Source organism: Brevundimonas sp., assembly GCF_036402095.1.
In the GTDB taxonomy this organism is placed as follows: domain Bacteria; phylum Pseudomonadota; class Alphaproteobacteria; order Caulobacterales; family Caulobacteraceae; genus Brevundimonas.
Genome location: NZ_DASWTO010000077.1, coordinates 1 through 25680, shown reverse-complemented (window position 1 = coordinate 25680; position 25680 = coordinate 1). Strand labels below are relative to the sequence as shown.

Annotated in this window: 23 protein-coding genes and 1 pseudogene; 18 read left to right on the top strand and 6 right to left on the bottom strand. The window is 68.6% G+C overall.

Annotated elements, in window-relative coordinates; all coding sequences use genetic code 11:
* Nucleotides 1-821 (top strand): annotated as a pseudogene (locus VGD32_RS06440) (homoserine dehydrogenase); the annotation flags it as partial.
* A gap of 67 nt (nucleotides 822-888) precedes the next feature.
* On the opposite strand, the gene VGD32_RS06435 reads toward VGD32_RS06440, so the two are convergent.
* Nucleotides 889-3876 carry a TonB-dependent receptor gene (locus VGD32_RS06435; protein WP_331031079.1) on the bottom strand — a complete coding sequence of 996 codons (2988 nt, stop codon included), beginning with the start codon at nucleotides 3874-3876 and terminating at the stop codon, nucleotides 889-891.
* A gap of 220 nt (nucleotides 3877-4096) precedes the next feature.
* Between VGD32_RS06435 and VGD32_RS06430 the strand changes: the two genes are divergently transcribed.
* Nucleotides 4097-5413: a pectate lyase gene (locus VGD32_RS06430; protein ID WP_331031078.1), complete on the top strand. Its 1317-nt coding sequence runs from the start codon at nucleotides 4097-4099 to the stop codon at nucleotides 5411-5413.
* A 245-nt stretch (nucleotides 5414-5658) separates the two neighbouring features.
* Here the strand turns inward: VGD32_RS06430 and kduD are convergent, their stop codons facing one another.
* From kduD to VGD32_RS06410, 4 genes are all read right to left on the bottom strand, one after another.
* Nucleotides 5659-6414 (bottom strand): 2-dehydro-3-deoxy-D-gluconate 5-dehydrogenase KduD, encoded by a 756-nt coding sequence (gene kduD / locus VGD32_RS06425; RefSeq protein ID WP_331031077.1) that lies wholly within the window; start codon nucleotides 6412-6414, stop codon nucleotides 5659-5661.
* Nucleotides 6411-7244 carry a 5-dehydro-4-deoxy-D-glucuronate isomerase gene (gene kduI / locus VGD32_RS06420; RefSeq protein WP_331031076.1) on the bottom strand — a complete coding sequence of 278 codons (834 nt, stop codon included), beginning with the start codon at nucleotides 7242-7244 and terminating at the stop codon, nucleotides 6411-6413. The genes kduD and kduI overlap by 4 nt, the downstream gene beginning before the upstream one ends.
* A 117-nt stretch (nucleotides 7245-7361) precedes the next feature.
* Nucleotides 7362-8405 (bottom strand): LacI family DNA-binding transcriptional regulator, encoded by a 1044-nt coding sequence (locus VGD32_RS06415; RefSeq protein ID WP_331031075.1) that lies wholly within the window; start codon nucleotides 8403-8405, stop codon nucleotides 7362-7364.
* Nucleotides 8406-8484: 79 nt separating this feature from the next.
* Nucleotides 8485-9852, bottom strand: a complete 1368-nt coding sequence (locus VGD32_RS06410) for a pectate lyase (protein ID WP_331031074.1) — start codon at nucleotides 9850-9852, stop codon at nucleotides 8485-8487.
* Nucleotides 9853-9981: 129 nt separating this feature from the next.
* Between VGD32_RS06410 and VGD32_RS06405 the strand changes: the two genes are divergently transcribed.
* Genes VGD32_RS06405 through VGD32_RS06375 form a run of 7 tightly spaced genes read left to right on the top strand, consistent with a single transcriptional unit; the run spans nucleotide 9982 to nucleotide 16886 of the window.
* Entirely contained in the window at nucleotides 9982-10794 is an 813-nt protein-coding gene (locus VGD32_RS06405) for a 2-keto-4-pentenoate hydratase (protein ID WP_331031073.1), read from the top strand.
* A complete protein-coding gene (locus VGD32_RS06400; protein WP_331031072.1) occupies nucleotides 10791-11777 on the top strand; it encodes a TRAP transporter substrate-binding protein in 987 nt (328 codons plus the stop codon). The genes VGD32_RS06405 and VGD32_RS06400 overlap by 4 nt, the downstream gene beginning before the upstream one ends.
* A gap of 37 nt (nucleotides 11778-11814) precedes the next feature.
* Nucleotides 11815-12327 carry a TRAP transporter small permease gene (locus VGD32_RS06395; RefSeq protein WP_331031071.1) on the top strand — a complete coding sequence of 171 codons (513 nt, stop codon included), beginning with the start codon at nucleotides 11815-11817 and terminating at the stop codon, nucleotides 12325-12327.
* A 2-nt stretch (nucleotides 12328-12329) separates the two neighbouring features.
* The gene (locus tag VGD32_RS06390) at nucleotides 12330-13610 is read left to right on the top strand and encodes a TRAP transporter large permease (protein ID WP_331031070.1); all 1281 of its coding nucleotides are present in this window, start codon (nucleotides 12330-12332) and stop codon (nucleotides 13608-13610) included.
* Nucleotides 13607-14701 carry a sugar kinase gene (locus VGD32_RS06385; RefSeq protein ID WP_331031069.1) on the top strand — a complete coding sequence of 365 codons (1095 nt, stop codon included), beginning with the start codon at nucleotides 13607-13609 and terminating at the stop codon, nucleotides 14699-14701. The genes VGD32_RS06390 and VGD32_RS06385 overlap by 4 nt, the downstream gene beginning before the upstream one ends.
* A 54-nt stretch (nucleotides 14702-14755) precedes the next feature.
* Nucleotides 14756-16450: an MFS transporter gene (locus VGD32_RS06380; protein ID WP_331031068.1), complete on the top strand. Its 1695-nt coding sequence runs from the start codon at nucleotides 14756-14758 to the stop codon at nucleotides 16448-16450.
* Nucleotides 16443-16886, top strand: a complete 444-nt coding sequence (locus tag VGD32_RS06375) for an MAPEG family protein (protein ID WP_331031067.1) — start codon at nucleotides 16443-16445, stop codon at nucleotides 16884-16886. Before VGD32_RS06380 ends, VGD32_RS06375 begins: the two co-directional genes overlap by 8 nt.
* On the opposite strand, the gene VGD32_RS06370 is transcribed toward VGD32_RS06375, so the two are convergent.
* Nucleotides 16883-18169: a cystathionine gamma-synthase family protein gene (locus tag VGD32_RS06370; protein WP_331031066.1), complete on the bottom strand. Its 1287-nt coding sequence runs from the start codon at nucleotides 18167-18169 to the stop codon at nucleotides 16883-16885. The two genes, VGD32_RS06375 and VGD32_RS06370, sit on opposite strands and share 4 nt — an antisense overlap.
* A gap of 245 nt (nucleotides 18170-18414) precedes the next feature.
* Here VGD32_RS06370 and gmd point away from each other — a divergent pair, with 245 nt between their 5' ends.
* The 9 genes from gmd to VGD32_RS06325 all read left to right on the top strand — a co-directional run.
* Nucleotides 18415-19530: a GDP-mannose 4,6-dehydratase gene (gene gmd / locus VGD32_RS06365; protein WP_331031065.1), complete on the top strand. Its 1116-nt coding sequence runs from the start codon at nucleotides 18415-18417 to the stop codon at nucleotides 19528-19530.
* 4 nt (nucleotides 19531-19534) lie between these two features.
* On the top strand, nucleotides 19535-20011 hold the full coding sequence (locus VGD32_RS06360) for a dTDP-4-dehydrorhamnose 3,5-epimerase family protein (RefSeq protein WP_331031064.1): 477 nt from the start codon (nucleotides 19535-19537) through the stop codon (nucleotides 20009-20011).
* A complete protein-coding gene (locus VGD32_RS06355) occupies nucleotides 20011-20808 on the top strand; it encodes a glycosyltransferase family 2 protein (protein WP_331031063.1) in 798 nt (265 codons plus the stop codon). Before VGD32_RS06360 ends, VGD32_RS06355 begins: the two co-directional genes overlap by 1 nt.
* A complete protein-coding gene (locus VGD32_RS06350) occupies nucleotides 20805-21557 on the top strand; it encodes an acylneuraminate cytidylyltransferase family protein (RefSeq protein ID WP_331031062.1) in 753 nt (250 codons plus the stop codon). Before VGD32_RS06355 ends, VGD32_RS06350 begins: the two co-directional genes overlap by 4 nt.
* A 2-nt stretch (nucleotides 21558-21559) precedes the next feature.
* Nucleotides 21560-22735 carry an N-acetyl sugar amidotransferase gene (locus tag VGD32_RS06345; RefSeq protein WP_331031061.1) on the top strand — a complete coding sequence of 392 codons (1176 nt, stop codon included), beginning with the start codon at nucleotides 21560-21562 and terminating at the stop codon, nucleotides 22733-22735.
* 13 nt (nucleotides 22736-22748) lie between these two features.
* Nucleotides 22749-23369: an imidazole glycerol phosphate synthase subunit HisH gene (gene hisH / locus VGD32_RS06340; RefSeq protein ID WP_331031060.1), complete on the top strand. Its 621-nt coding sequence runs from the start codon at nucleotides 22749-22751 to the stop codon at nucleotides 23367-23369.
* Complete coding sequence (locus VGD32_RS06335) at nucleotides 23369-24145, top strand: imidazole glycerol phosphate synthase cyclase subunit (RefSeq protein ID WP_331031059.1); 777 nt, start codon at nucleotides 23369-23371, stop codon at nucleotides 24143-24145. The genes hisH and VGD32_RS06335 overlap by 1 nt, the downstream gene beginning before the upstream one ends.
* Nucleotides 24142-25062, top strand: a complete 921-nt coding sequence (locus VGD32_RS06330) for a sterol desaturase family protein (protein ID WP_331031058.1) — start codon at nucleotides 24142-24144, stop codon at nucleotides 25060-25062. Before VGD32_RS06335 ends, VGD32_RS06330 begins: the two co-directional genes overlap by 4 nt.
* Nucleotides 25059-25680, top strand: a 622-nt coding sequence (locus VGD32_RS06325; protein WP_331031057.1) for a sterol desaturase family protein, incomplete at its 3' end; no start/stop codon positions are given. The genes VGD32_RS06330 and VGD32_RS06325, both read left to right, overlap by 4 nt.

Here is a 25680-nt window from a genome sequence, read left to right as displayed (position 1 = left end):
TTGTCGGCGTGCTCGTGCGCGATCCGGGCAAGCCGCGCGACGTCGCCCCGCCCCGCGGCCTGCTGCTGACCGACCCGGGCGCCCTGCTGGCGCGCGAGCCGGACGTGGTCGTCGAGGCCATTTCCGGCAGCTCGACCGGGCTGGCCCTGATCCGGGCCAGCCTGTCGCGCGGGATCGACGTGGTCAGCGCCAACAAGCAGGCGGTCGGCGGCGACCTGCCTGCCCTGACCGCGCTGGCGGCGGCCTCGGGCGCGCGCCTGCTCTACTCCGCCGCCGTCGGTGGCGGGACGCCCGCGATCGAAACCGTGCGCCGCGCCCGCGCCCACGGCCCGGTGGTGTCGATCGAGGCGGTTCTGAACGGCACCTGCAACTTCATCCTCAACCGGTTGGCGGAGGGGATGGCGTTCGACACGGCGCTGGCCGCCGCCCGTGCGGCGGGCTTCGCGGAGGAGGATTCGACGGCCGATCTGACCGGTCTGGACGCCGCCGCGAAACTGGCGATCCTGGCCTGGGAGGCGGCCGGCTGGGGCTTGCCGGTCGAGGGTGTGTCCCGCGAAACCCTGTGTGCGGCCCGCGCCCTGCCGTCCGGACGGGTCCGCCAGATCGCCCGGCTGGACATCGCCTGCCGACAGGCGGGCGTGGCCATCGAGGCGGCGGAGGGGCGCCCGCTGTTCGCTGATCTGCCGGACGAAAGCAACGCGCTGAGAGTCATCTCCGCCGACGGGCGGGTGTTCACGGCGCGGGGACGGGGCGCGGGGCGGGCGCCGACCGCCGAAAGCGTTTGGGCCGACCTGACGGACCTGCTGGTCCCGCGCGACTGATCGCGGAAAAAGAAAGCGCCGCCGGATTGGGGTCCGGCGGCGCGAAGGCGGCTTCCATCAGGAGAGATCAGAAGCGATAGCGGGCGCCGACGAAGTACTGCCGGCCGGTGTGGTGGTAGACGGAGGTGCTCTCGCGATCCGCCCCGTCGCCGACGATCTGATGGTTGAACTCGTCGGTCAGGTTGAGGGCCTCGAAGGTCAGTTCGACGCTGTCGGAGAGTTGGTAGGACGCCGAGGCGTCCAGGTTGAAGGTCTCCTTCTTGCCTTCGATCTGGTTGCCGTTCCGGCCCGGGACGTTCTGGGTGTAGGCGTCGCGGGCCGCCGCCGAGATGCGCGCCGACAGCCGGTCGTCCTCGTAATACAGGGTGGCGTTCCACGACTGCGGCGACAGGTTGATCAGGTCGGCGGTCTGGAACGCCGTGCACAGGGCGTTGGCGCAGTAGTCGATCTCGGACTCCACGTGGGTGTAGTTCAGCTGCACGCCGGTGTTGCCGAGCGGGCCCGGAAGGAAGCGGAACGGCTGCTGGTAGCTGATCTCGAAGCCCTTGAGCGGGCCGCCTTCGGTGTTCACCGCCGCGGTCAGCTGGAAGATCTGCGTCGGCGAACAGGCGCCGGTGCAGAACTGCGGCGCGAAGGCCGACGGGTTCAGCGCGGTCAGGGCCGTGTACGGCAGGTCCTGGCGCAGAATCTGGATGTAGGTGTCGATGTCCTTGTAGAAATACGCGAAGGACAGCAGGCTTTCCTCGCCGAAATACCATTCGACGCTGAGGTCGTAGGTGTCGGCCCGGAACGGCTCCAGCTTCACGTTGCCGATGGTCGCGGTGAAGTTGGGCCCGGTCGCCGCCAGCGAAGTGGTGGGCACCAGATAGTTGGTGCCGGCCAGGGTGTTGCCGATCTGGGGACGGGCCATGACCTTGGCCGCGCCGAAGCGGATGAGGACATCCTCGACCGGTTCGAAGGTCAGGTTCAGCGACGGCAGGGTGTCGGTGTATTCGTTCTCGCCCTGCACCAGGGTGCCGCCGCCGGTCGAGCTGTAGCCCTCGGCCTCGAGCCAGGTGGTGACGTGGCGGACGCCGAGGTTGCCCCGCACCGGCATGCTGAACAGCGTCGTATCGAAATCGGCCTGCAGATAGAAGGCCAGATCCTCTTCATGGATGGACCGGTTGCCGCCGCGGGCGTTGCCGTTGGTGATGCTGGTCAGGCGGAAGTCACCGCCGGGCACGCCGGTGTCGCAGTTGCAGTAGATGTCGAACAGATCGGCGATGGCGTTCAGGTCGGGCCGGAGCCAGGAACCGTCCGTGCCGCCCGGGATCAGGTTGGCGCCGAAGCCCGTCAGCAGGTTGGAGATGTCCGCCACGGTCACGCCCGGCGGAAGCGCCGGCACGACGGTTTCGTCCGTTCGACGCGATTCAAACGAGGTGGAGGTGTAGGTCTTCCAGTTGAGCCCGCCCTTGACCGTCAGCCAATCCGAGGCGTCGTACTCAAGGTCGGCCTGGGCTGAATCGAAGACGGTGTCGACGCCGTTCGGCCGCAGGCGGATTTCGGAGCGGGGCACGGCGGCGCCGATGGCGCGCCATTCCCAGTTGGCCGGATCGGTGACGTCGAAGCCGTAGTCGATCACCGGCGCGTTCATATTGCCCCGGAAGTCCCAGGAATAGCCGTCGGTGTTGGAGCGATCGAGGGTGACGGTGGTCTGGATGGGGTTGTCGAAATTCGACTCCGCCCGGCCGAAATAATACCGGCCGCGCAGGCGGTCGGAGAAGTCGTGCTCGGCCGTCAGGCTGATCTGCAGGAACTCGGTCGACAGCACGTCGTACCGGCTCTCGGAACGGACATCGACGTTGTCGAACAGGCCGTAGACCAGCATGTTGTTCTCGACGTCGGCGTCGAGGACGTGAATCTGGGTCTGGCCGCCGGCCGCCGCGTTGCGGCTGAACGACAGCGCTTCGAGGAAGTCTTCCTGGCGGGTGGCGTCGAGCTTGGAATACAGCACGTCGAGCGAGAACAGCGTGCTGTCGGCGGGGCGCCACTGGAAGGCGCCGGTGACGCCGAGGCGTTCCTGGGTGTGGCTGAGCCGGCCGTAGCGCGGCAGGCGCGGAATGAAGACGTTCGGATCATTCGCCAGGGTGTAGGCGGCGACGTTGCCCGGCGTGTTGGCCGGCCGCGGGTTGCCCGTCGAGCAGTTGGCGGCGTTCGAGCCGTTGGCGCCGCTGTTGCCGGGGTTCTGGGGTGCGAAGCCGAGCGGCGAGCAGAATCCGCCGCTGTTGCCGCTGCCCGGAGCCGCGGCCGGGGCCCAGCGGACCGAACTGAAGCCCTCTTCCAGCGAGTCGCGCTCGCTGTAGGCGACCGAGATCAGGGCGCCGAACTCGTCATTGGCGCCGAAGGTGTCGCTGAGCAGGAAGGCCGTGCGCGGGCTCCAGGTTTCCGACAGGTCGTTGTAGCCGCCCTGGACCGAGGCGGCGGCGGTGAAGCCGCGGTAGTCGAACGGGCGCGAGGCCTGCAGGTCGACGGTGGCGCCCAGCGACCCTTCCTCGGTCTCGGCGGCGGCGGTCTTGCGCACCGTGATGCTCTGGAAGAGTTCCGAGGCGAAGACGTTGAAGTCGAAACCGCGCCCGCGGTTGGCGCCGCCCGAAGAGTCGGTGCCGCCGGCGGTGGCCTGGGCCTCCATGCCGTTGATGCGCGTGCGGGTGAAGTCGGCGCCGAGGCCGCGGACGGTGATCGAGCGGCCCTCGCCCGCGTCGCGGTCGATGGCCACGCCCGGCACCCGCTGGATCGACTCGGCGAGGTTCAGATCGGGGAAGTCGGCGATGTCCTCGGCGACGATGACGTCGACGACGTTGGCGTCGCGCCGCTTGGCGTCGAGGCTGGCGCTCAGGCTGGCGCGGAAGCCGGTGACGACGACCTCGTCGACCTGGGTGGCCTCTTCCTGCGGATCCTGGGGGGGCGTCTGGGCCAGCGCAGCCCCGCCCAGCGACAGGGTGACGGCCAGGCCCGAGGCGCCGGCGAACAGAGTGCGACGCAGGGCGCGCGGCCCCGACTGAATGGCTTGCATCATATGCCTCCTCCCAATGGGCATACAGGACGCCGGAGTGACCCCGGTCTATCGATTTTTGCGGTCCGGCCCGTGCTGGCTTTCCCGTTTGACACCGGTGTCATCTTTGCGCGAGATACGCTCTGACACCGGTAGCAATTGAGAGCGTAACCCGATGATCCGCGTTTTCGCAAGGCCGGTTCGACACAAAGCGGTCACAAGCGCTGCGGTAACGGCGCTATGCGTGTCGCTGGGGGCACACCCCGCAGCGGCGCAGGCCCAGGCGCAGGGGGCGACCCTCGCCTTTCCCGGGGCCGAGGGCGCGGGACGCCATGCCACAGGCGGGCGCGGGGGCGCGGTCTGGCGGGTCACCAACCTGAGCGACAGCGGCCCGGGAAGCCTGCGCGCCGCGATCGAAGCCGAAGGCCCGCGCACGGTGGTGTTCGACATCGGCGGGACGATCCGCCTCGCCTCGCCGCTGACCATCCGGCGGGGCCGTATCACGATCGCCGGCCAGACCGCGCCGGGCGGCGGGATCACCCTGCGCGACCAGCCGCTGATCGTCGCCGCCGACGACGTGGTCATCCGTCACATCCGCTCCCGCCTGGGCGACGAGAGCGGGGTCGAGGCCGACGCCATCTCGATCGAGCGCGGACGCCGCATCATCCTCGACCACGTGTCGGCCTCCTGGTCGGTGGACGAGACGCTGTCCGTCGGCAGCCGCTACGATCCGCCGGAGCAGGGCGTCTATGACGTGACGGTGCAGTGGTCGCTGATCGCCGAGTCCCTGAACGCCTCGGGCCACGCGAAGGGCGACCACGGATACGGTTCCCTGATCCGGGGCGGGCATGGCGCGCGCATGACCTTCCACCACAATCTGTGGGCCGCGCACCGGGCGCGCATGCCCCGGCCGGGCAACTACAACGCCCCCGCCGTCGACCCCGAGGGCCCGCGTTTCGAGTTCCGCTCCAACGTCTTCTACGACTGGGGCGGTTCGCACGCCGGCTATAACGCCGATACGGACAGCCTGTCGGCCTACGCCTTCATCGGCAACGCCTATGTCCCGGGCCCGGACACGCGCGGCCGCCTGGCGTTCGAGGAGGCGAATCCCCTGGCGCGGGCCTGGTTCGAGGACAACGCCATGGACGGGGAGGTTCCGGCCGATCCGTGGAGCCTGGTCCGCGACGGCGACCGCCCGGGCTATCGGCTGACCGCCCGGCCGGACTGGGCGGAGGCGGCCGCGGAGGATCCGGGCGAGGCTTTGGCGCGGGTGCTGGAGGGGGCCGGAGCCGGGCCGGTGCGCGACGCCGTGGATGCACGCATCGTCGCCGGCGTCCGCAACCGCTCGGGCCGCATCATCGACAGCCAGGCCGAAGTGGGCGGCTGGCCCCGGCTGGACGCCGGCGTCCCGTGGACGGACACCGACGGCGACGGACTGCCCGACGACTGGGAAACCGCTCACGGGCTGGACGCGGCCGGGGCGGCGGACGGCGCCGCCGATGCCGATGGAGACGGATTCACGAACCTCGAAGGCTGGCTGAACGCCCTGGCGGGCCGCTGAAGGCTGAGCTGGCGCGGCGGCGGGCCGCCTCCATCCACTGGTCAGCCAGGCCGAGAAGACCTTCGCGCCGCGTGTCGTCCGGCTCGCGCACGGCTTCGGCGATCAGTTCCCTTACCTTCTGGCGGCATTCCTCGGCGGTATGGAGGGGGTTCATAAGTAGGCTTCACGACATTACGCCTGACCAACCCCTGCCAGGCGGGCCGGTTCCCCGCCGTCAGCCGATTGATCTGGAGTGTGCTTTCGGCCTAACGGGCGAGCCAGCCGCCGTCGACGGGCAGGATCGCGCCGTGCACATAGGCGGCCGCCTCCGAGGCCAGGAACACAGCCGCCCCTTTCAGGTCCGCCGGATCGCCCCAGCGGCCGGCCGGGATGCGGGCGAGAATGTCCCGGTTGCGGCCCTCGTCGGCGCGCAGGGCCTCGGTGTTGTTGGTGGCGAAATAGCCCGGCGCGATGCCGTTGACGTTGATGCCCCTGCCCGCCCATTCGCAGGCCAGCAGGCGCGTCAGCCCGGCCAGGCCGCTCTTCGAGGCCGTGTAGGACGGCACGCGTATGCCGCCCTGGAAGCTGAGCATCGAGCAGATGTTGATGATCCGGCCGCCCCGCCCGGCCTCGACCCATGTCCGGGCCACAGCCTGCGACAGGAAGAAGGCCGTCTTCAGATTGGTGTCGATCACCGCGTCCCAGTCCTCCTCGGTGAAGTCGAGACTGTCGGCGCGGCGGATGATGCCGGCGTTGTTGACCAGGATATCGATCGCGCCGGCGGACTCGACGGCCCGGGCGACGACCTCGCCGAGCGGCGCGATGGAGGAGAGATCGGCGGGTATGGCGTAGAGCCTCCGCCCGGCTTCCTCGACCATGCGCGCGGTCTGGCTGGGCGCGGAACGGCCGACGGCGACGATGTCGGCCCCCGCCTCGGCCAGTCCGACGGCGATGGCCTGGCCGAGCCCGGTGTTGGCTCCGGTGACGAGGGCCGTACGGCCGCTGAGATCGAACGGGCTCATTTCAGCTGGCAGATGTCGAGGACGTGCATGTCGGTGTAGTCGAGGTTCTCGCCGCCCATGGCCCAGATGAAGGTGTAGCTGGACGTTCCCGACCCCATGTGGATCGACCACGGCGGCGACACCACCGCTTCGCCGTCGGCGACCACGATATGCCGCTGCGCGTCCGGCTCGCCCATGAAGTGGAACACCCGGTCGTTCTCCGACAGGCCGAAGTAGAAATAGACCTCGGACCGGCGGTCGTGCAGGTGCGGCGGCATGGTGTTCCAGACGCTGCCCGTCTTGAGGATCGTCAGGCCCAGCAGCAGCTGGCACGACTGGCAGGTGGCCGGAACGATGTACTGGTAGATGGTGCGCTCGTTCGACGTCTCCAGCGCGCCGCGCTCAAGCGGCACGGCCTGGGCCAGGGAGATGTGTTTCGTCTCGTACCGGGCGTGGGCCGGGGTCGAGGCCAGGTAGAAGCGGGTGTCGCCGGCGAAGGTCACCTCCTTGGAGCCCATGGCGACGTACAGGCCGTCATTGGCTTCCAGCGTGAAGGTCTGGCCGTCGACCGTGACCGTCCCGGTCGCGCCGCCGACGTTGACCACGCCCAGTTCGCGGCGCTCGAGAAAGGGATGGCCCGCGGCCGAAGCCGGCTCGGTCTGGTCGGGCAGCCTGACCGGGATGGCGCCGGGCTGGACGCCGCCGATCACGAAGCGCTCGTAGTGGGTGTAGTTCAGCCGGATTTCCCCGGGCGCGAACAGGCCGTCGATCAGATAGCGCTCGCGCAGCTGGTCGTTGGAGACCCCCTGCATCATGTCCGGGTGGGTGGCGTGATAGGTCTTGCAATACATGGAACTCACCTTGTCCGGGCCGGAACGCGTCGTCTAGGTAACCGGTGTCATGATCGGGAGCAAGCCGGACGCCGACCTGCTGACCCTCCGCCCAGGGCGCCGCCCCGGACGGCGTCGTTACCGCCCCGGCGCGGCCGTCGAGTCGCGCACCACCAGTGACGGATCGACCTCGGCCTGCGGCAGGGTCGCCGGATCCAGCCCGCGGCTGCGGGCGGTCAGCTTCTCGGCCGCCATCCGGCCCATGTCGCGGATCGGCAGGCGAACGGTGGTGAGATTGGGCCAGACGCGCGACGCCATCGGCAGGTCGTCGAAGCCGACGATCGACAGGTCGCGCGGCACGTCGAGACCGGCGTCGCGGGCGGCCTTCATCACCCCGATGGCCATCTCGTCGTTGCCGGCGAAGATCGCGGTGGGCGGCTCCGGCATGGCCAGCAGGCTTTTCGCCGCCTCGACCCCTGACTCGAAGGTGTAGGCGCCCTGCCGGACGTAGGCTTCGTCGAGCTTCAGACCGTGCTCCGCCAGGCCGTCGCGGAAGCCGGCGCCGCGCTCGTGGGAAGACCGGAAACTGTCGGGGCCCGAGATGAAGGCGATGCGCCGATGACCCAGTTCGGCGAGGTGCCGCGCGGCCCGGGCGGCGCCGCGGCTGTCGTGGGTGACCACCATGTTGGCGGGTTCGTCCAGCGACACCGAGGCGATGCGTACATAGGGGCAGTCGGCCTCCTTCAGGATGGCGACGACGCGGTCGTCCTCGGACACCGACGGCGGCATCACCACCCCGAACAGCTTCTGCCGCACGACGAAGGCGCGAACCTCAGAAAGGAAGGTCTCCGAGGCGCGGTCGCAGGGGTGGACCACCAGCTCCAGACCCGAACCCCGCACTGCGTCCAGCACGCCCTGCTGCATGTTGACGACATAGTTGGGGCTGGGATTGTCGTAGATCATCCCGACGAGGAAGGACCGCCGGAAGGCCAGGCCGCGGGCCTGCGGATCGGGGGTGAATCCATGCTCCGCGATGACGGCCGCCACCCGCTTGCGGGTCTCCTCCTTGACGAAGGGGGAGTTGTTGATGACCCGCGAGACAGTCTTCTTCGACACCTCGGCCAGGCGGGCGATGTCGTTGATGGTCGCCGGCTTGCCGCCGGTCCGTCTGGGCTCGTTCACGCGGGTGAGTCTCTCTGATCGAACGCTGTCCTTAGGACAAAAACCGGGGCTTGTGCATTCCCCCGCCTTCGCGCGCCTGTCAGGTCCCCCGGCGCTGGGCAGGCCGGTCGAGCACCTCGTCCCGCAGGGGCGTCATGAAACGCAGGTCCCAGTCGTCGGGGTTGAACGGCTTGCGCGTCGCCTCGACCACCGGAGGATAGCCGCCGACCTGCCGCTCGTGATCGATGATCTCACCGCGCCCCTCGGCCACCTCGGCGATCAGCAGAACGTCGCGCATATCACGGTCCCACGGACGGGCCCCGACCTGCGACAGGACCGAGACCTGCACCTGCTCGGCCGGGATCGGCGCCAGGCCCTCCCACCAGACCGGCGGGCGGCGCATCTCGATGATCCGGGCCGGGGCGGTGGTGTAGCGGCCGAACATGCGGATCGGCTCCCCGACCTGATCGACGGCGATGTTGTCGCGGCCGTAGTACTCCACGTCGCCCGCTCCGCCGATCATCATGAAGGCGAGACGATCCGTGGGCGTGGAGGGCCCCGCGCGCAGGACATTGCCCACCACGGTCATCTTGCCGACCTCGAACGGGACGCTCCCCCACTCCTCGGGCGCGAGGTTGTAGTGGATGGCGCGGGGCCCCGGATTGTAGATCAGGTTGTTGGCGATGATGCCGTGGACGCCGCCCTTGAACAGCGGGCTGCGCTCGTAATTGTGAGCGTAGAGATTGCCGACAATCAGCAGGTTGGTGACGTTGTCGTGGATCAGCGAGCCCTTGGAGTGCTCGCCCTTGGAGTGGGTCGAATAGGCCAGGCTCTCGCCGACCAGGTTGTTGGAGAAGGTGATGTCGTGGCTGGTGCCGGCGCGCCACTCTTCGGGCGTCGAGCCGGTGAAGCGGGGGCCGGAGGCGGACAGGTTCTCGTCCGTCGCCCAGGTCAGGCTGCAGTGGTCGATGATGACGTTCCAGGCGCCGACGGTGGCGATTGAGTCCTCGTCCCAGCCGCTCATCCATTCGCCGCCGGCCGAGCCGGGGCGGATGCGGATATGCTGGACGATCACGTCGTGGCCCGTGATGTCCATGCCGCCCCGGATCAGGGTGATGCCGGGCGACGGCGCGGTCTGGCCCGCGATGGTGATGTAGGGGTTCTGAAGTTTCAGGGTCTTCTTGCCGAGGTCGATGACCCCGCCGACCTCGAACACCACGATCCGGGGCCCCTCGGCCTCGATGGCGGCGCGCAGGGACCCGGGGCCCTCGCTGTTCAGATTGGTGACGCGGATGATCCACCCGCCGCGTCCGCCGGGCGTGCGGGACGCCCAGCCCTGCGCGCCCGGGAAGGCCGGCAGGGCCGTCTCGGCCTGGACCGGCGCCGGCGCCTGCGCCGCCCCCTTCCCGGGAAGGATCGTCGGAAGCAGAAGGGCGGCGGCGAGGACCGCGATGCGGGCGAGCGTCATGTTTCCATCCTGTCACAGGGTCGCCTGTGGCCGCGACCTTCATCGTCAGCGCCACCGCGAGAGTGTCGCCGGATTCAAATTGACACCGGTTTCCTTCCTGCGCAATGTCTGCCGCAACAGGGAGGCGGCGTGAGCCACGCACACGACAATTCAAGCGGTTCGCCGGTCGCGCGGGCCTTCGTGAACGCGCGGCGGGCCGGCCGGGCGCTGGCGGCTTATCCGGGGGTCGAGCCCGGCTCGCTGGACGCCGCCTACGCCATTCAGGACGACGCGATCTCCGCCTGGCCGGACCGGATCGCAGGCTGGAAGCTGGGCCGCATCAACCCGCCGCATGACATCCGGTTTGAAGCCGGGCGGCTGGCGGGGCCCATCTTCGCGCGCGCGGTGTGGAAGGCGGGCGCCGCCCCGACCCGTTTCGCGGTCATCGAGGGCGGCTTCGCGGCGGTCGAGGCCGAGTATGTGCTGGAGCTGGGGGAGACCGCGCCCGACCGCGGCGACTGGACCGCGGCCGCCGTGCAGCCGCTGGTGTCGCGGGTCTTCACCGGCGTCGAGATCGCCGGCAGCCCGTTCGCCGGCATCAACGACCACGGCCCGGCGGTGACAGCCTCGGATTTCGGCAACAACGCCGGCCTGATCCTGGGCGGCGAGATCGCGGACTGGCGCGCGCGCCTGCCGGGCCTGACCTGCACGGTGAGCATCGACGGAGCCGTCGTCGGCCGGGGCGGGGCTTCGGCCATCCCCGGCGGACCGCTCGAGTCCCTCGCCTTCCTGCTGAACCTCCTGCATCGTCGCGGGCGGCGGCTGGAGGCGGGGCAGCTGGTGTCGACCGGCGCGGCGACCGGCGTGCATGACATCGTCGCCGGGCAGGCGGCGGCGGCCGATTTCGGACCCGACGGGCGCATCGAATGCCTCGCCGCGCCCGCGGAGGGAGAGACGTCGTGAGCCTGACGCGCAGGACCCTCGGACTGGCCGGCCTCGCGGGCCTCGCGGCCTGCGCGCCCCGGCCCGCGGCGAACGGCCGGACGGTATTCAATGCGGTCGACGTCCACCCCGCCGACTATCCGACCGTCAACGCCGTCAAATGGATGGGCGAGGAACTTGGGCGGCTGACCGACGGCCGGCTCGGGGTGCGCCAGTTCCCCGCCGGGCAGCTGGGCACCGAGGACGATTCCATCGGGCTGACCCGGTTCCAGGCGGTCGACATCTGCCGCGTGGCCGTCGCGGCCCTGAACAACGCCTTTCCCGAGACCCGGCTGCTGGCCCTGCCCTATGTGTTCCGGTCGGTGGGCCATGTCCGCGCCGTGGTCGACGGCGCGATCGGCACCGAGCTGCTGAACGTCTTCGAACATCGGGGCCTGGTCGGGCTGGCCTATTACGACGCCGCCCCGCGCTGCTTCTACAATGTGCGGCGTCCGGTCAGCGAGCCGGGGCACCTGCGCGGGTTGAAGATGCGGGCGCCGCAGTCGGACATCTTCCTCGACTCGATCCGGGCCATGGGCGCCAATCCGACGCCGCTGACCTTCGGCGCGGTGTTCTCGTCGCTGCAGACCCACCTGATCGACGGGGCCGAGAACAACTGGCCCAGCTATCAGTCCAGCCGCCAGTTCGAGGTGGCCCGCTACTGGAGCCAGACCGAGCACTCCTTCTCACCCGACGCCCTGCTGATGTCGAAGGCCAGCCTGGAGCGGCTCGGCAAGGCGGATCAGGATCTCGTCCGGGACGTGGCCCGCCGCTCGGTGCCGCTGATGCGGGTCGAGTGGGACCGGCGCGAGGCCGCGGCCAGAGCCACGGTGATCGCGGCCGGCACCCAGGTGTCGGAGGTCGACAAGGCCGCCTTCGCCGCCACCGTCCGTCCGGTGCTGGACAAGTATCTTGCCGAGCCGCGCCTGCGCGCGCTCCACGAACGTATCGCAGCGGTCGCCTGAACGGCCGCGCAATCCCCGGCGCTCAGGGAGGGCCCGAATGTCTGAATCCCGACGCGGAGCCGTCCGCGCCCTCGACGGTCTGGCGAGCCTCGTCATGGGATTGGCGGGCGCGGCGCTCGTGGGCATGGCGCTGGTGCAGGCGTGGCAGGTCTTCGCCCGCTATGTGCTGAACGACAGCCCCGGCTGGACCGAGCCGCTGGCCCTGCTGCTGATGAGCTTCGCCGTGATGTTCGGGGCGGCCGTGGCGGTCAGGCGCGAGACGCATTTCGCCTTCCAGACCTTCCGCGATGCGGCGCCCCGTCCGATGCAGTGGCTGCTCAAGTCGATCTCGCGGCTGATCGCGGCGGCGTCGGGCGCCGGGCTGATGGTGCTGGGCGGCATGCTGATGGTCGACGAATGGCCGGTGGCCATGGCCGGCGCGCCCCTGCCCTCGGGCCTCAAATTCGCCGGCCTGTGCGTCGGCGGGGCCCTGATCCTGCTGTTCGCCGTCGAGCGGCTGCTGACCGGGGACTACCGCGCGCCGGATGCGGCGGCCGGGGCGGAGGACTGAGCATGGAATACGTCATCCTCTTCGGCCTGCTGGCGGTGCTGCTGGTTCTGGGCGTGCCGGTCGCCTTCTCGCTGCTGGCGGCGACCCTGGCGACGGTCCTGTATCTGGCGCTGCCCCCCATCGTGGTGTTCCAGCAGATGGGGTCGGACATCACCTCGGTGGCCCTGCTGGCCATTCCGCTGTTCATCTTCACCGGCGAGCTGATGATGAAGGGCGGCCTGTCCGACCGTATGATCGCCCTCGCCTCGTCCATGGTCGGCCATGTGCGCGGCGGACTCGGGCAGGTCACCGTCGTCGGCTCGACCCTGTTCGGCGGGGTCTCGGGCAGCGCCATCGCCGACGTCTCGGCCATCGGCGGCACCATGATCCCGCAGATGCAGAAGCGCGGCTACGAGGCCGACTACGCCGTCAACGTGACCATATCGGCGGCGCTGGTGGCCCTGCTGGTGCCGCCGTCGCACAACATGATCCTGTATTCGGCGGCGGCCGGCGGCGGGGTGTCGATCTCGGACCTGTTCGCCGCGGGCATCCTGCCGGCCCTGCTGCTGGCCGCGGTCCTGATGGTCACCGCCTATATCGTGGCCCGCAAGCGCGGCTACGCGGCGGAGCCCTTCCCCGGCTTCGGGGCCGTGGCGACGCGACTGGTCGCCGCCGTGCCCGGCCTGCTGCTGGTCGGCATCATCTTCGGCGGCATCCGCGCCGGGATCTTCACCGCCGTCGAGAGCGCCTCGATCGCCGTGGTCTACGCCACGGTCGTGACCGGACTGATCTACCGCCACATGACCTGGAACGCCTTCAAGGCCGCCTGTGTCGGCGCGGCCAGGACCTCGGGCATGGTGCTTTTCATCATCGGCTGCGCCGGGGCCTTCGGCTGGCTGATGGCGTATCTGCAGGTCCCGACCATGATGGTCAGCCTGCTGCAGACCCTGACCGAAAACCCGATCCTGATCCTGCTGCTGATCAACGTCATCCTGCTGGTGCTCGGCACCTTCATGGACATGGCTCCGCTGATCATCATCTGCACGCCGATCTTCCTGCCGGTGGCCAAGGCGTTCGGGATCGACCCGGTCCAGTTCGGGGTCATCCTGCTGCTCAACTGCGGCATCGGCCTGATCACCCCGCCGGTCGGCTCGGTGCTGTTCGTCGGCAGCGCCATCGCCGGGATACCGATGACCCGGGCGCTGAAGAGCATCTGGCCGTTCTGGCTGGCTTGCCTCGGCGTGCTGATGCTGGTCACCTTCATCCCGGCGCTTTCGCTGTGGCTGCCCTCGCTGATGAAATGACCGATCTTCTGGCGCTGCGCCGGGCCGAAGACTGCCGCTGGGACTGCGTCGCCCTGGGCGAGGTCATGCTGCGCCTCGATCCCGGCGAGGGCCGGATCCGCACGGCGCGCACCTTCCAGGTCTGGGAGGGCGGCGGCGAGTACAATGTGGCCCGCGGCCTGCGGAAGACCTTCGGGCTGCGGAGCGCCGTGGTCACCGCCCTGCCCCGCACCGAGATCGGCGCCCTGGTCGAGGATCTGATCCTGCAGGGCGGGGTCGACACCTCTCACATCCTGTGGCGCGAGGCCGACGGGATCGGACGAAACACCCGGGTCGGCCTGAATTTCACCGAGCGGGGCTTCGGCGTGCGGGGCGCGCTGGGGGCGTCGGACCGGGCCAATTCGGCAGCCTCGCAGATGCGCCCGGACGAGGTCGACTGGGACGCCCTGTTCGGCGGCGAAGGGGTTCGCTGGCTGCACACGGGCGGCATCTTCGCGGCCCTGTCGGAGAGCACGGCGGAGACGGCGCTGGCGGCGATCCGCGCGGCCAGGCGGCACGGCGTGGTGGTCAGCTACGATCTCAACTACCGCGCCAGCCTGTGGTCCAGCCATCCGGACCCGGACGCCGCCCGGCGGGTCAACCGCGAGATCGCGGGACTGGTCGACGTGCTGGTGGGCGACGAATACGCCTTCGCCTCCTGTCTCGGGATCGAGACGGCCGACGCGCGGGCGGACCCTTGCGACAGCGGCCCGTTCGACCGGCTGGTCGGACGGGTGGCCGGGGACTTCGCCAATGTGAAGGTGTTCGCCGCGACACTGCGCGATCCGGTTTCGGCCTCGGTCAACCGCTGGGGCGGGGTGCTGTGGGCCGACGGACGCCGGCATGAGACGGCGCCGCGGGAGATCGCCGTGCTGGACCGGGTCGGCGGCGGCGACGGCTTCGTTTCAGGGATGGCCTGGGCCTTCCTGAACGGCCTGGGTCCGCAGGCCGCCGTCGATTACGGGACCGCGCATGGAACCCTGGCCATGACGACGCCGGGCGACAACGCGATGACCTCGCTGGCCGAGGTCGAGGCGCTCGTCGCGGGCCGGAGCGCAGCAGCAGTCCGCTAGCTGGCGCGCCACGAGAATCCGGTCCACCTTCGCCACGACGCCTTGGGAGGGGCCATGACGGACGCCGCTGCTGCTGAAGAGCCCACCGTCGGCCGCCGCGACGGTCTGGTGATCCTCGCCTCGTCGGTCGGCACGGTGATCGAGTGGTACGATTTCTACCTCTACGGTTCACTGGCCGCGATCATCACCGCCCAGTTCTTCTCCGGCGTAAACGAGACCACCGGCTTCATCTTCGCCCTGATGGCGTTCGCGGCGGGGTTCGCAGTGCGGCCGTTCGGCGCCGTCTTCTTCGGGCGGCTGGGCGACCTGTGGGGGCGCAAGAACACCTTCCTCGTCACCATGCTGCTGATGGGGCTGTCGACCTTCGTGGTCGGACTGCTGCCGTCCTATGCGGCCATAGGCGTCGCGGCGCCGGTGGTGCTGATCCTGATGCGGCTGCTGCAGGGGCTGGCGCTGGGCGGGGAGTACGGCGGGGCCGCGACCTATGTCGCCGAGCACGCGCCGCCGGGAAAGCGCGGCTTCTACACCAGCTTCATCCAGATCACGGCCACCGCAGGCCTGATGCTGAGCCTGCTGGTCATCCTGGGCGTGCGCACGGCGCTGGGCGAGGCGGCCTTCACGGACTGGGGCTGGCGCATTCCGTTCCTCGTCTCGATCCTGCTGCTCGGCGTATCGCTGTGGATCCGGCTCAAGCTGGCCGAAAGCCCGGCCTTCCAGCGCATGAAGGCCGAAGGCCGGGGTTCCTCCACGCCGCTGAAGGACAGTTTCGGCAAATGGCCGAACCTCAAGCTGGTGCTGCTGGCCCTGTTCGGCCTCGCCGCCGGGCAGGCGGTGGTCTGGTACACGGGCCAGTTCTACGCCCTGTTCTTCCTCGAGAAGACGCTGAAGGTCGAGCCGGCGCTGGCCAATGTGCTGATCGCCACGGCGCTGGCGCTGACCACGCCCTTCTTCGTCTTCTGGGGCTGGTTGTCGGACAAGGTGGGGCGCAAGCCGATCATCCTCGCCGGCTGCCTGCTGGCCGCCCTGACCTATTTCCCGCTGTTCCATGCCCTGACGGAGGCGGCCAACCCGCGGCTGGCGGCGGCGACCGCGGCCTCGCCGGTGACGGTGGTGGCCGATCCGGCAGACTGCGCCTTCCAGTTCGATCCGGTGGGCAAGACCGTCTTCGACAGTTCCTGTGACCTGGCCAAGAGCTATCTGGCCAAGGCGGGGGTCACCTATGAGACTGTCGCCGCCCCCGCCGGGGCGGTGGCCGAGGTCCGCATCGGCGAGGCGAGCGTCCCGAGTTTCCACAGCGTCATCATGGAAGATGTCTTCGGCACCCTGCCGAGCTCGGCCATTCCCCGGTCTGAATTCACGGCGCGCAAGACGGCCTTCGAAACTGAACTGGGCGGCGCCCTGACCGCCGCCGGCTATCCCGCAAAGGCCGACAGCGCGCTGGTCGACAGGCCGCGGGTCGTCGGCATCCTGTTCCTGCTGGTGCTGTATGTGACCATGGTCTACGGGCCGATCGCTGCGGCGCTGGTGGAGATGTTCCCCACCCGGGTGCGCTACACCTCCATGTCCCTGCCCTACCACATCGGCAACGGCTGGTTCGGGGGCTTCCTGCCGACCACGGCCTTCGCCATCGTGGCCGCCACCGGCAATATCTACTACGGCCTGTGGTACCCGGTCGCGATCGCGGCCCTGACGGTGGTTGTCGGCGGACTGCTGATCCGGGACCGCAAGGACGTCGACATCCATGCCTGAGGTGACGACCCCGATGGCCGCGGCGCTGCTGGCGCCGCTATTCCTGCATTTCGGCCTGATCGCTGGTCTGTATGCAGCGCTGACCTGGGCCCGCCTGACCACCGTGCGGCGCGGCGAGGCGAGCAAGAACGACTTCGCCCGGGCGGACGGCGACGCGCCGCTGTCGGCGCGGTTCCAGCGCAACCTCGCCAACCAGTTCGAGGCGCCGGTGTTCGCCTGGATCGGCGCCGTGCTGCTGATCCTGGCGGAACAGGCGACAGCCTGGGACGTGGCCGCCGCCTGGGTCTTCCTCGCGGGCCGCCTCGCCCACACCCTCGTCCAGTGCACCGGCGACGACGTCGCCCTGCGCGGCCAGGTGTTCACGATCAATTTCGCGGCCGTGCTCTGGCTGATGGGCCACGCCTTTCTGGCGGTCGCAGCCGCGGCCCTGACCTAGACCGCCGCCAGCGCCTGCTCGAGGTCGGCGTACAGGTCGTCGACGTTCTCGATGCCGACCGACAGCCGGACGAGGTTGTCGCCGATGCCGCAGCGGGCCTTGGCCTCGGGGCTGTAGTCGGAATGGGTCGTGCTGGACGGGTGCGAGACGAGGCTCTCGGTCCCGCCCAGGCTGACGGCCAGCTTGAACAGCCGCAAGGCGTTGAGCATGCGGAAGGCCTCGGCCTCGCCGCCCTTCAGACGCAGCGAGAAGGTCGAGCCGGCGCCGGTGCACTGGCGGGCGAAGATCGCCTGCTGGGCGGGAGAGCTTTCGGCCCCGCCCGCGTCGAGCACGGCCTCGATCTTCGCGTGGCCCCGCAGGCGGCCGACCAGCGCCATGGCGTTGGCCTGGGACCGCTCCATGCGGATATGCAGGGTCTCGAGGCTGCGCATCAGCAGCCAGGCGGTGTGCGGATCGGTGACCGTGCCGCAGATGGTGCGCATCTCGCCCACCCGACCCATCAGCTCGGCGCGGCCGAGACAGGCGCCGGCGATCAGATCGGAGTGTCCGCCGACGTATTTGGTCAGGGAATACAACACCAGATCCGCCCCGTGCTCGAGCGGCTTCTGCCACAGCGGGCCCAGGAAGGTGTTGTCGACCACCAACGGCGGAGGCTCCGCCTGGTCGAGCGTGCGGATGGCCTCGGTCGCCGCGCGCAGGTCGATCAACTGGTTGGTCGGATTGGCCGGGGTCTCGACATAGACCGCGGCCAGCCGTCCGCCGCGCTCCGCTGCCGCCGCCGCGGCCTCGCCGATGGCGCGGGACAGGGCCTCGCCGCCGTCGCAGTCGGCGACGCTGACGGTGTCGACGCCCATGCGCGGCAGGATGCGGTCGAACAGGTATTCGGTGCCGCCGTACGCGGGGGCCGTATAGACGACGATGTCGCCCGGCCGGCTGAGAGCCAGGATCGTGGTCGAGATGGCCGCCATGCCGCTGGAGAAGACCAGCGCCTTCTCGGCGTCGTCCCATACGGCCAGACGGTCCTCGAGGATCTCGAGGTTGGGGTTGTTGATCCGCGAATAGATCAGGCCCAGCGCTTCTTCCGGGTCCTTCTCGCGCAGGCCGTAGGCCACTTCGAAGAAGCGTTTGCCGTCCTCGGCCGATTTGAAGACGAAGGTCGAGGTCTGGAAGATCGGCGCCTTGATCGAGCCCTCGGACAGGGCCGGATCATAGCCGTAGCCCATCATCAGGGTTTCCGGCGACAGCGGACGATCGCCCAGGGTTCGGCTGCGGTGACGACTCATTGCGGGGACTCCTCGTGCGGGGCTCCTAGCGCACGGCGGCGCCGAGGTCACCTCGGGGAAAACGCAGGGTCGGCGCCGCTCGCTCGCTGGTCATCGTCACATTTCCCGCCTAGACAGGCGGCGGCCGTGGATCGCCGTCGCGGGCGGCGCGTTCAGGGCCGGCAATCGCCCGATGCGGGGGGACACCCGGGCCGCGCCTTCGTGCGCCCGTGCGCCCTCCGACCGCTCTCTGTCTGGAAGGCCCGATGACGAAGAAGACCGCGCTGATCACCGGCATCACAGGCCAGGACGGCTCCTATCTGGCGGAATTCCTGCTGGAGAAGGGCTATGAGGTTCACGGCATCAAGCGCCGCTCGTCGCTGTTCAACACCGAGCGGGTCGACCACATCTACCAGGACCTGCACGACGCCGACGTGCGCTTCCAGATGCATTTCGGCGACCTGACCGACACCTCCAACCTGGTGCGCATCATCCAGCAGGTGCAGCCGGACGAAATCTACAACCTCGGCGCCCAGAGCCACGTCGCCGTCAGCTTCGAGACGCCGGAGTACACCGCCGACGTCGATGCCCTGGGCACCCTGCGGCTGCTGGAGGCCATCCGCCTGCTGGGCATGGAGAAGAAGACCAAATTCTACCAGGCCTCGACCTCGGAGCTGTACGGCCTGGTGCAGGAGCCGATCCAGTCGGAGACCACGCCGTTCTATCCGCGCAGCCCGTATGCGGTGTCGAAGATGTTCGCCTACTGGATGTGCGTGAACTACCGCGAGGCCTACGGAATCTTCGCCTGCAACGGCATCCTGTTCAATCACGAGAGCGAGCGGCGGGGCGAGACCTTCGTCACCCGCAAGATCACACGCGGCCTCGGAGAGATCGCGCAGGGGCTGAGCGACTGCCTCTACCTCGGCAACATGGACGCCCTGCGCGACTGGGGCCACGCGAAGGACTATGTCCGCATGCAGTGGATGATGCTGCAGCAGGACGAGCCGGACGATTACGTCATCGCCACCGGCAAGCAGTACAGCGTGCGACAGTTCGTCGAGGCCGCCGCCGCCCGCATCGGGGTGACGCTGCGCTGGGAGGGTTCGGGAGTCGACGAGGTCGGCTTCGTCGAGGCGGTCGATCCCGCTCACGCCGTGACCCGCTGCCCCGCCATCGCGGAAGGCCAGGCCATCGTCCGGGTCGATCCGCGCTATTTCCGCCCGACCGAGGTCGAGACCCTGCTGGGCGATCCGTCCAAGGCCAAGGCGAAACTGGGCTGGGAGCCCGAGATCACCTTCGAGGAACTGGTCGACGAGATGATGGAGGCCGACCTGCTGGCCGCCCGCAAGGCCCTGCTGATCAAGAACGCGGACTGGAGCTGAAGCCTTGGATCCGTTCGTGCGGGTGGATCAGACGACGCGCCGTCGCGAGGACGGACGCGGCTGGCTGGAGGTGCTCTACGAGAGCGACTCCATGGTGCTGAAGCGGTCCTTTTCGAAGGCCGGCGTGTTCCGGGGGCTGCATGTGCAGCGGGCCCCGTCGGAGCAGACCAAGGTCATTCGCGTGGTCTCGGGGGCGATCGTGGACGTGGTGGTGTCGATGAACGATCCGGCCCGCCGGCTGCACACCACGCGGCTGACGCCGGAGGATGGCTGGGTGCGTATCGGGGCCGAATACGCGCACGGCTTCTACGCCCTGCAAGACACTGTCTTTGAATATGTTTGCGACGGCGGCTACGATGAGGCGTCGGAACAGGCGTTCTCGATCGCGGACCGCCTGCCGGCGCTTCTGGGGGTCGAGACGGTGATCCTGTCGGACAAGGACCGCGCGGCGCCGCCGCTGGGCGGGGTGGGAACAGAGTGATGAAGACGCTTTCGCTGATCACCGCCTCGTACAACAGCGCCCGCACCATCGCCGACACGCTGCGCTCGGTGAACGTCCAGACGTATCCGCAGATCGAGTATCTGGTCGTCGACGGCGGCTCGAAGGACGAGACGATGGCGATCGTGGCGCGCGAGGGGCAGCGCGTGACCTCGGCCGTGTCGGAGCCCGACAAGGGCATCTACGACGCCTACAACAAGGGCCTGTCGCGAGCGACCGGCGACGTCATCGGCTTCATCAACTCCGACGACTACTATTGCGCGCCCGATGTGCTCGAGAACGTCATGAAGGCGTTCGAGGACCCGACGGTGGAGGCGGTGCACGCCGACCTCGTCTATGTGGATCCCGATAACACCGGCAAGATCGAGCGGCACTGGAAGTCGCGGCCGGCGACGGTTGAAAACCTGCGCCGCGGCTTCATTCCGGCGCATCCGACGCTGTTCCTTACCCGGGCGGCCTACGACAAGGTCGGGCAGTACGACACCAGCTACCGGCTGGCGGCCGACTACGACTTCATGCTGCGCGCCTTCTACGTCCACAAGCTGAAGTCCGTGTACGTGCCGCAGATCTGGGTTCGGATGCGCTCGGGCGGGGCGACCGGCGGCACCGCCGCCAGCATCCTGAAGCAGAACGACGAGATCCGCCGCAGCCAGCAGGCGCACGGTCTCAACTATCCCAAGGCGCTGTTCTTCGCCCACAAGGTGGTCGACCGGTCGGTGCAGCGCGCCCGCGCCCCGTTCGTCAAGGCGCCCGACATCGCGGGGACCGGCGGGAAATGATCGACGGCAAGCGCGTCCTGGCGATCGTTCCGGCGCGGAAAGGCTCCAAGGGCCTGCCGCTGAAGAACATCCGGCCGCTGGCGGGCAAGCCCCTGCTGGCTTGGCCGATCGCGGCCGCGCGCGCGTCCCGCCATGTCGACCGGACCATCATCTCGACCGACGACCCGGGCTTCGCCGACATCGCCGTGGCGCACGGGGCTGACGCGCCTTTCCTGCGTCCGGCCGAGCTGGCCTCGGACACGGCGCCCTCGATCGGCTTCATCCTGCATGCGGTGGACGCGCTGGCCGAAGCGGGAGACGTCTACGACTATGTGGTGCTGCTGGAGCCGACCTCGCCCCTGACCGAGGGCTCGGACGTCGACGCCGCTTTGGAGCGGCTGGTCGCCGCCGACGCCGATGCGATCGTCGGGGTGTCCAAGCTGGAAGCCACCCATCCGGCCTTCGCGGTGCGCAAGGCGGACGACGGCGCCATCGCCCCCTACGCCGCCGCGAGCTTCGGCGAGATGCCGCGCCGGCAGGACATCGAGCCGCTGTTCGTGCTGGACGGGACGCTCTACATCTCGACGGTCGAGGCCCTGCGGCGCGAGCGTGGCTTCTGTCACGCCCGGACGCTCGGCTACGAGACCGCCCGCCACAAGGCTCACGAGGTCGACGACCTGGTGGACTTCATCTGCATCGAGGCCATCGCCGCGAACCTCGACACCATCCTTCAAGCTGAAAGCCGGGCCGCCGCGCCCGGCGTGGAATGACCATGCGCAAGTGCACCCGCTGCCTGACCCCCGAGACGGTCGACACCATCACCTACGATGAAGAAGGCGTCTGCTCGGTCTGCCGCCAGGTCGAGTTCAAGCAGGACAAGATCGACTGGGCCGACCGCCAGCGCCAGCTCGACGAGATCGTCGCCGCCCACAAGGGCAAGGGCCTGTACGACTGCATCGTGCCCTATTCGGGCGGCAAGGACTCGGTCTTCCAGCTCTATTACATCATCAAGGTGCTGAAGCTGAAGCCGCTGGTGGTGCGCTACAACCACTGGGGCTACCGGCCGCTGGTCGAGGAGAACAACACCTCGGTGTTCAAGCAGCTGGGCTGCGACGTGGTCGAGTTCACGCCGAACTTCCATGTGGTGCGCGAGCTGATGCTGGAGAGCTTCAAGCGCCGCGGCGACTTCTGCTGGCACTGCCACACCGGCATCTATTCCGGCGTCATGCACATGGCGGTGCGCTTCGAGGTGCCGCTGCTGTTCTGGGGCGAGAGCACCGCCGAGTACCACAGCTGGTACACCTTCGAGGAGATGGAGGAGGTCGACGAGAAGCGGTTCAACCGGCTGATGAACCAGGGCATCACCGCCGACGACATGTACGAGTTCCTGCAGGGGCGCGTGGAGCGCCGCGACCTGTGGATGTTCGACTATCCGAAGCGCAAGGACCTGATCAAGCTGAAGGTCCAGTCGATCTGTCTGGGCAACTATATCGAGTGGGACACCAAGGCCAATGTGGCCCTGATCGAGAAGGAACTGGGCTGGAAGGGCCAGCCGGTCGAGGGCGTGCCGCCGGAGTACGACTACGAGAAGATCGAATGCACCTTCCAGGGCATGCGGGACTATTCGAAGTATGTGAAGCGGGGCTACGGCCGGGCCAACCACCTGCTGTCGATCGACATCCGCAACGGCCGCAAGACCCGGGAAGAGGCCCTGGAGATCGAGGCGAAATACGACGGCAAGCGCCCGGCCTCGATGGACTGGTTCCTCGAGACCATCCAGATGACCGAGGAAGAGTTCTACAAATACCTCGAGCCGCACCAGGTCCATCCGTGGAAGTTCGACCGCAAGAACCTGGAGACCGGAGAGGTCATGCCGGACTTCGACAAGTGGGATCGCACCGACCTGAGCCACATCCCCGTCGGCCCGCCCAAGACCCCGGCCGGATGAGGGAGCGCGCCCGATGACCATCGTGATCATCGACTACGGCATGGGCAACGTCCGTTCACTGATGAACGCCTTCGAGTACATCGGCGAGGACGCGGTGGTGACCGCCGATTTCGACGAGCTGGAGGCGGCCGACCGGCTGGTGCTGCCGGGCGTCGGCGCGTTCGGCGACGCGATGAAGGCGATCGACGACAAGGGTCTGCGACCGGTTCTGGACCGGCTGGCGCTGGAGGTGAAGAAGCCGGTGCTGGGGGTCTGCCTCGGCATGCAGCTGTTCGCGAAGCGCAGCCTCGAACACGGCGCCCATGAAGGCCTCGGCTGGCTCGACGCCGAGATCCGCCCGCTGGAGGTGCAGCGCCCGGCCAAGGTGCCGCACGTGGGCTGGAACGCGGTCTCGTTCGCCCCCGACGAATGGCTGTTCAGGGGCCTGCCGTCGGGCGAGAGCGACTATTATTTCGTGCACTCGTTCCACATGGTCTGCAGCGACCCGGCGGACGTCGTCGGCGTCTGCGATCACGGGGGGCCGTTCACCGCGGCGGTGCGGCGGGATAACCTCGTGGCGACGCAGTTCCACCCGGAGAAGAGCCAGGACAACGGACTGCAGCTGCTGCAGAACTGGCTGGCGCACGATTTCTGATGCTCAAGAAACGCATCATCCCCAAATTCCTGATCCGCGGCGGGCGTCTGGTGAAGATGCGGCGCTTCACCGAGGACCAGCGCGAGGCGGGCAACCCCGTCTCGACCGCCAAGGTCTATGACAGCTACGGCGTCGACGAGCTGATCTTCGTCGACATCGACGCCAGCGCCGAGAACCGTGTCGTCACCGGCGACATCATCGAGCGGGTGGCGGAGGAGGTGTTCGTGCCGCTGACCGCCGGCGGCGGGGTCAAGACCCTCGGCCAGATCGAAAGCCTGCTGAAGAGCGGCGCCGACAAGGTCAGCATCAACTCGGCCGCCATCGACGACCCTGACTTCGTGACCCAGGCCGCGTCGCGGTTCGGCGACCAGTGCATCGTCGTCTCGATCGACTACAAGGCCGACGAGTTCGGCCGAAAGCGGGTGTGCGGCCATGGCGGCTCGGTCCAGACCGGCCACGACCCCGTCGAGTTCGCCCAGCGCATGCAGGACCTGCACGCCGGCGAGATCCTGATGACCTCGATCGACCGCGACGGGATGATGAACGGATACGATCTGGAGCTGATCAGCGATCTGTCGAACAAGCTGAGCATTCCGCTGATCGCCTCCTCCGGGGCCGGCAGCCTGGCCGACTGCAAGGCGGCGCTGGACGCCGGCGCCTCGGCCATCACCATCTCGTCGATGTTCATCTTCACCGACCACAGCCCGATCAAGGTGCGCACCTATCTGGCCACCAACGGCGTCTACGTCCGCAACCAGAAGGGCAGCCGGTCGTGAGCGGCCTGCTGTCGCTGCGGCCGTCGCATATTCTCGCGGATCCGGCGGGCAGCGCGATGGTGGTCGTCGACAGCCTTGCCAGGAACGTGGCCGCCGAAGGCTGGTTCTACGGGCAGGTCCTGGCCGCGATGGCGCTCGGCCTGGCCATCGATCTGATCCGCAAGCGCGACTTGCGCCGGTACTGGACCCGGAGCGTCCGTCTCGACCTGGTCTATGGGGTGCTGGAGTTCCTGCATCTGGTGACCTTCGCCATCATGCTGCCGGTCGGGCTGATCATCACCCGGGCGCTGCAGACCTGGGCGCCGTGGCTGGAAATCCGGGCGCTGGCCGACCTTCCGGTGTGGGCGCAGCTGGTGATCATTTTCGTCGTCACCGACTTCTGGGTCTACTGGTGGCACCGGCTGCAGCACGAGAGCCGGATCGTCTGGCAGTTTCACAAGACGCATCACTCGCAGGTGCATCTGAACGTTCTGACCACCTTCCGCGCCACCATCATCGATCGCATCGTGACCTTCGCCAGCCTGGCCGTGCCGGCGGCGGTGATGCAGGTCGACGCCGTCCTTCCGGTGGCGATCGTCGCCCTGCTGCAGTTCCACCAGCTGGTCATCCATTCCGACAGCGGCTGGTCGTTCGGCCCCCTGGACAAGCTGTTCGTTTCGCCGTCCTTCCACGAGGTGCATCACTCGTCGCTGGAGCCGCATCTGGACCGCAACTACGGCGGCGTGCTGTCGGTCTGGGATCATCTGTTCGGCACCTGGGCGCCGCGCGGCGAACAGGAACTGGTCTATGGCCTCGTCGGCGAGCGCCTGCCCGAGACCTGGTTCAAGCAGCAGCTGGTTCCGGTGATCGGTCTGTGGCGCCTGTTCCGTGAACGGACGATCGTCCCGGCTCCCCTCTACAGGGGGCCTGCGGCGTGAGCCTCTTCGAAGGGACAGGGCCCCTGGCCGAAAGGGTCGCGAGGTCGGCCGTCCACAATATCGGCGCGGAGCTGCCCTTCTACCTCGCGCTCGCCGCCGCGCTGGCGGTCGTGGTCACGGTCGAGCTGGTCCAGCGCCGCGACTTGCTGAAGAGATATGGGTCACGCAACGTGCGGACGGACGTACTCTACGCCGTCCTGGAACTGAGCCATCTTGAGGCGTTGCTTCTGTTGGGCCCCCTCGCGGCGGGACTCAACGGGACGGTCGACCAGCAGGCGCCCTGGCTCCGACTCGAAGCCGTCGCACAGGCGCCGCTGTGGCTGAAACTCGTCATTGCGCTCGTGGTCACGGACTTCGCGAGCTACTGGCTGCATCGGCTCAAACACGCCTGGCCGGTGCTATGGCAGTTTCACAAGGTCCATCATTCCCAGAGCGAACTGAGCGTATTCACGCGGTTCCGCTTTCCGCTCCTGGACCGCCTCCTCGACCTCGTGGTGCTGTTTCCGATCGGCGTCATCGCCGGTTCGGCAGCCCTGCCTCTGGTGCTCTACCTGATCGTGGTGCTGCGTTCGTGCCTCGAGCACTCAGGATTGAACTGGAGCTACGGTCCCCTGGGCT

Bases quoted from the DNA above. Each gene is read 5' to 3' on its own strand.
- VGD32_RS06355 (WP_331031063.1), top strand. From the start codon at position 20,011: ATGAAGACGCTTTCGCTGATCACCGCCTCGTACAACAGCGCCCGCACC.
- hisH (WP_331031060.1), top strand. From the start codon at position 22,749: ATGACCATCGTGATCATCGACTACGGCATGGGCAACGTCCGTTCACTG.
- VGD32_RS06370 (WP_331031066.1), bottom strand. From the start codon at position 18,169: ATGAGTCGTCACCGCAGCCGAACCCTGGGCGATCGTCCGCTGTCGCCG.
- gmd (WP_331031065.1), top strand. From the start codon at position 18,415: ATGACGAAGAAGACCGCGCTGATCACCGGCATCACAGGCCAGGACGGC.
- VGD32_RS06395 (WP_331031071.1), top strand. From the start codon at position 11,815: ATGTCTGAATCCCGACGCGGAGCCGTCCGCGCCCTCGACGGTCTGGCG.
- VGD32_RS06390 (WP_331031070.1), top strand. From the start codon at position 12,330: ATGGAATACGTCATCCTCTTCGGCCTGCTGGCGGTGCTGCTGGTTCTG.
- VGD32_RS06435 (WP_331031079.1), bottom strand. From the start codon at position 3,876: ATGATGCAAGCCATTCAGTCGGGGCCGCGCGCCCTGCGTCGCACTCTG.
- kduI (WP_331031076.1), bottom strand. From the start codon at position 7,244: ATGTATTGCAAGACCTATCACGCCACCCACCCGGACATGATGCAGGGG.
- VGD32_RS06375 (WP_331031067.1), top strand. From the start codon at position 16,443: ATGCCTGAGGTGACGACCCCGATGGCCGCGGCGCTGCTGGCGCCGCTA.
- VGD32_RS06410 (WP_331031074.1), bottom strand. From the start codon at position 9,852: ATGACGCTCGCCCGCATCGCGGTCCTCGCCGCCGCCCTTCTGCTTCCG.
- VGD32_RS06345 (WP_331031061.1), top strand. From the start codon at position 21,560: ATGCGCAAGTGCACCCGCTGCCTGACCCCCGAGACGGTCGACACCATC.
- VGD32_RS06380 (WP_331031068.1), top strand. From the start codon at position 14,756: ATGACGGACGCCGCTGCTGCTGAAGAGCCCACCGTCGGCCGCCGCGAC.
- kduD (WP_331031077.1), bottom strand. From the start codon at position 6,414: ATGAGCCCGTTCGATCTCAGCGGCCGTACGGCCCTCGTCACCGGAGCC.
- VGD32_RS06385 (WP_331031069.1), top strand. From the start codon at position 13,607: ATGACCGATCTTCTGGCGCTGCGCCGGGCCGAAGACTGCCGCTGGGAC.
- VGD32_RS06350 (WP_331031062.1), top strand. From the start codon at position 20,805: ATGATCGACGGCAAGCGCGTCCTGGCGATCGTTCCGGCGCGGAAAGGC.
- VGD32_RS06335 (WP_331031059.1), top strand. From the start codon at position 23,369: ATGCTCAAGAAACGCATCATCCCCAAATTCCTGATCCGCGGCGGGCGT.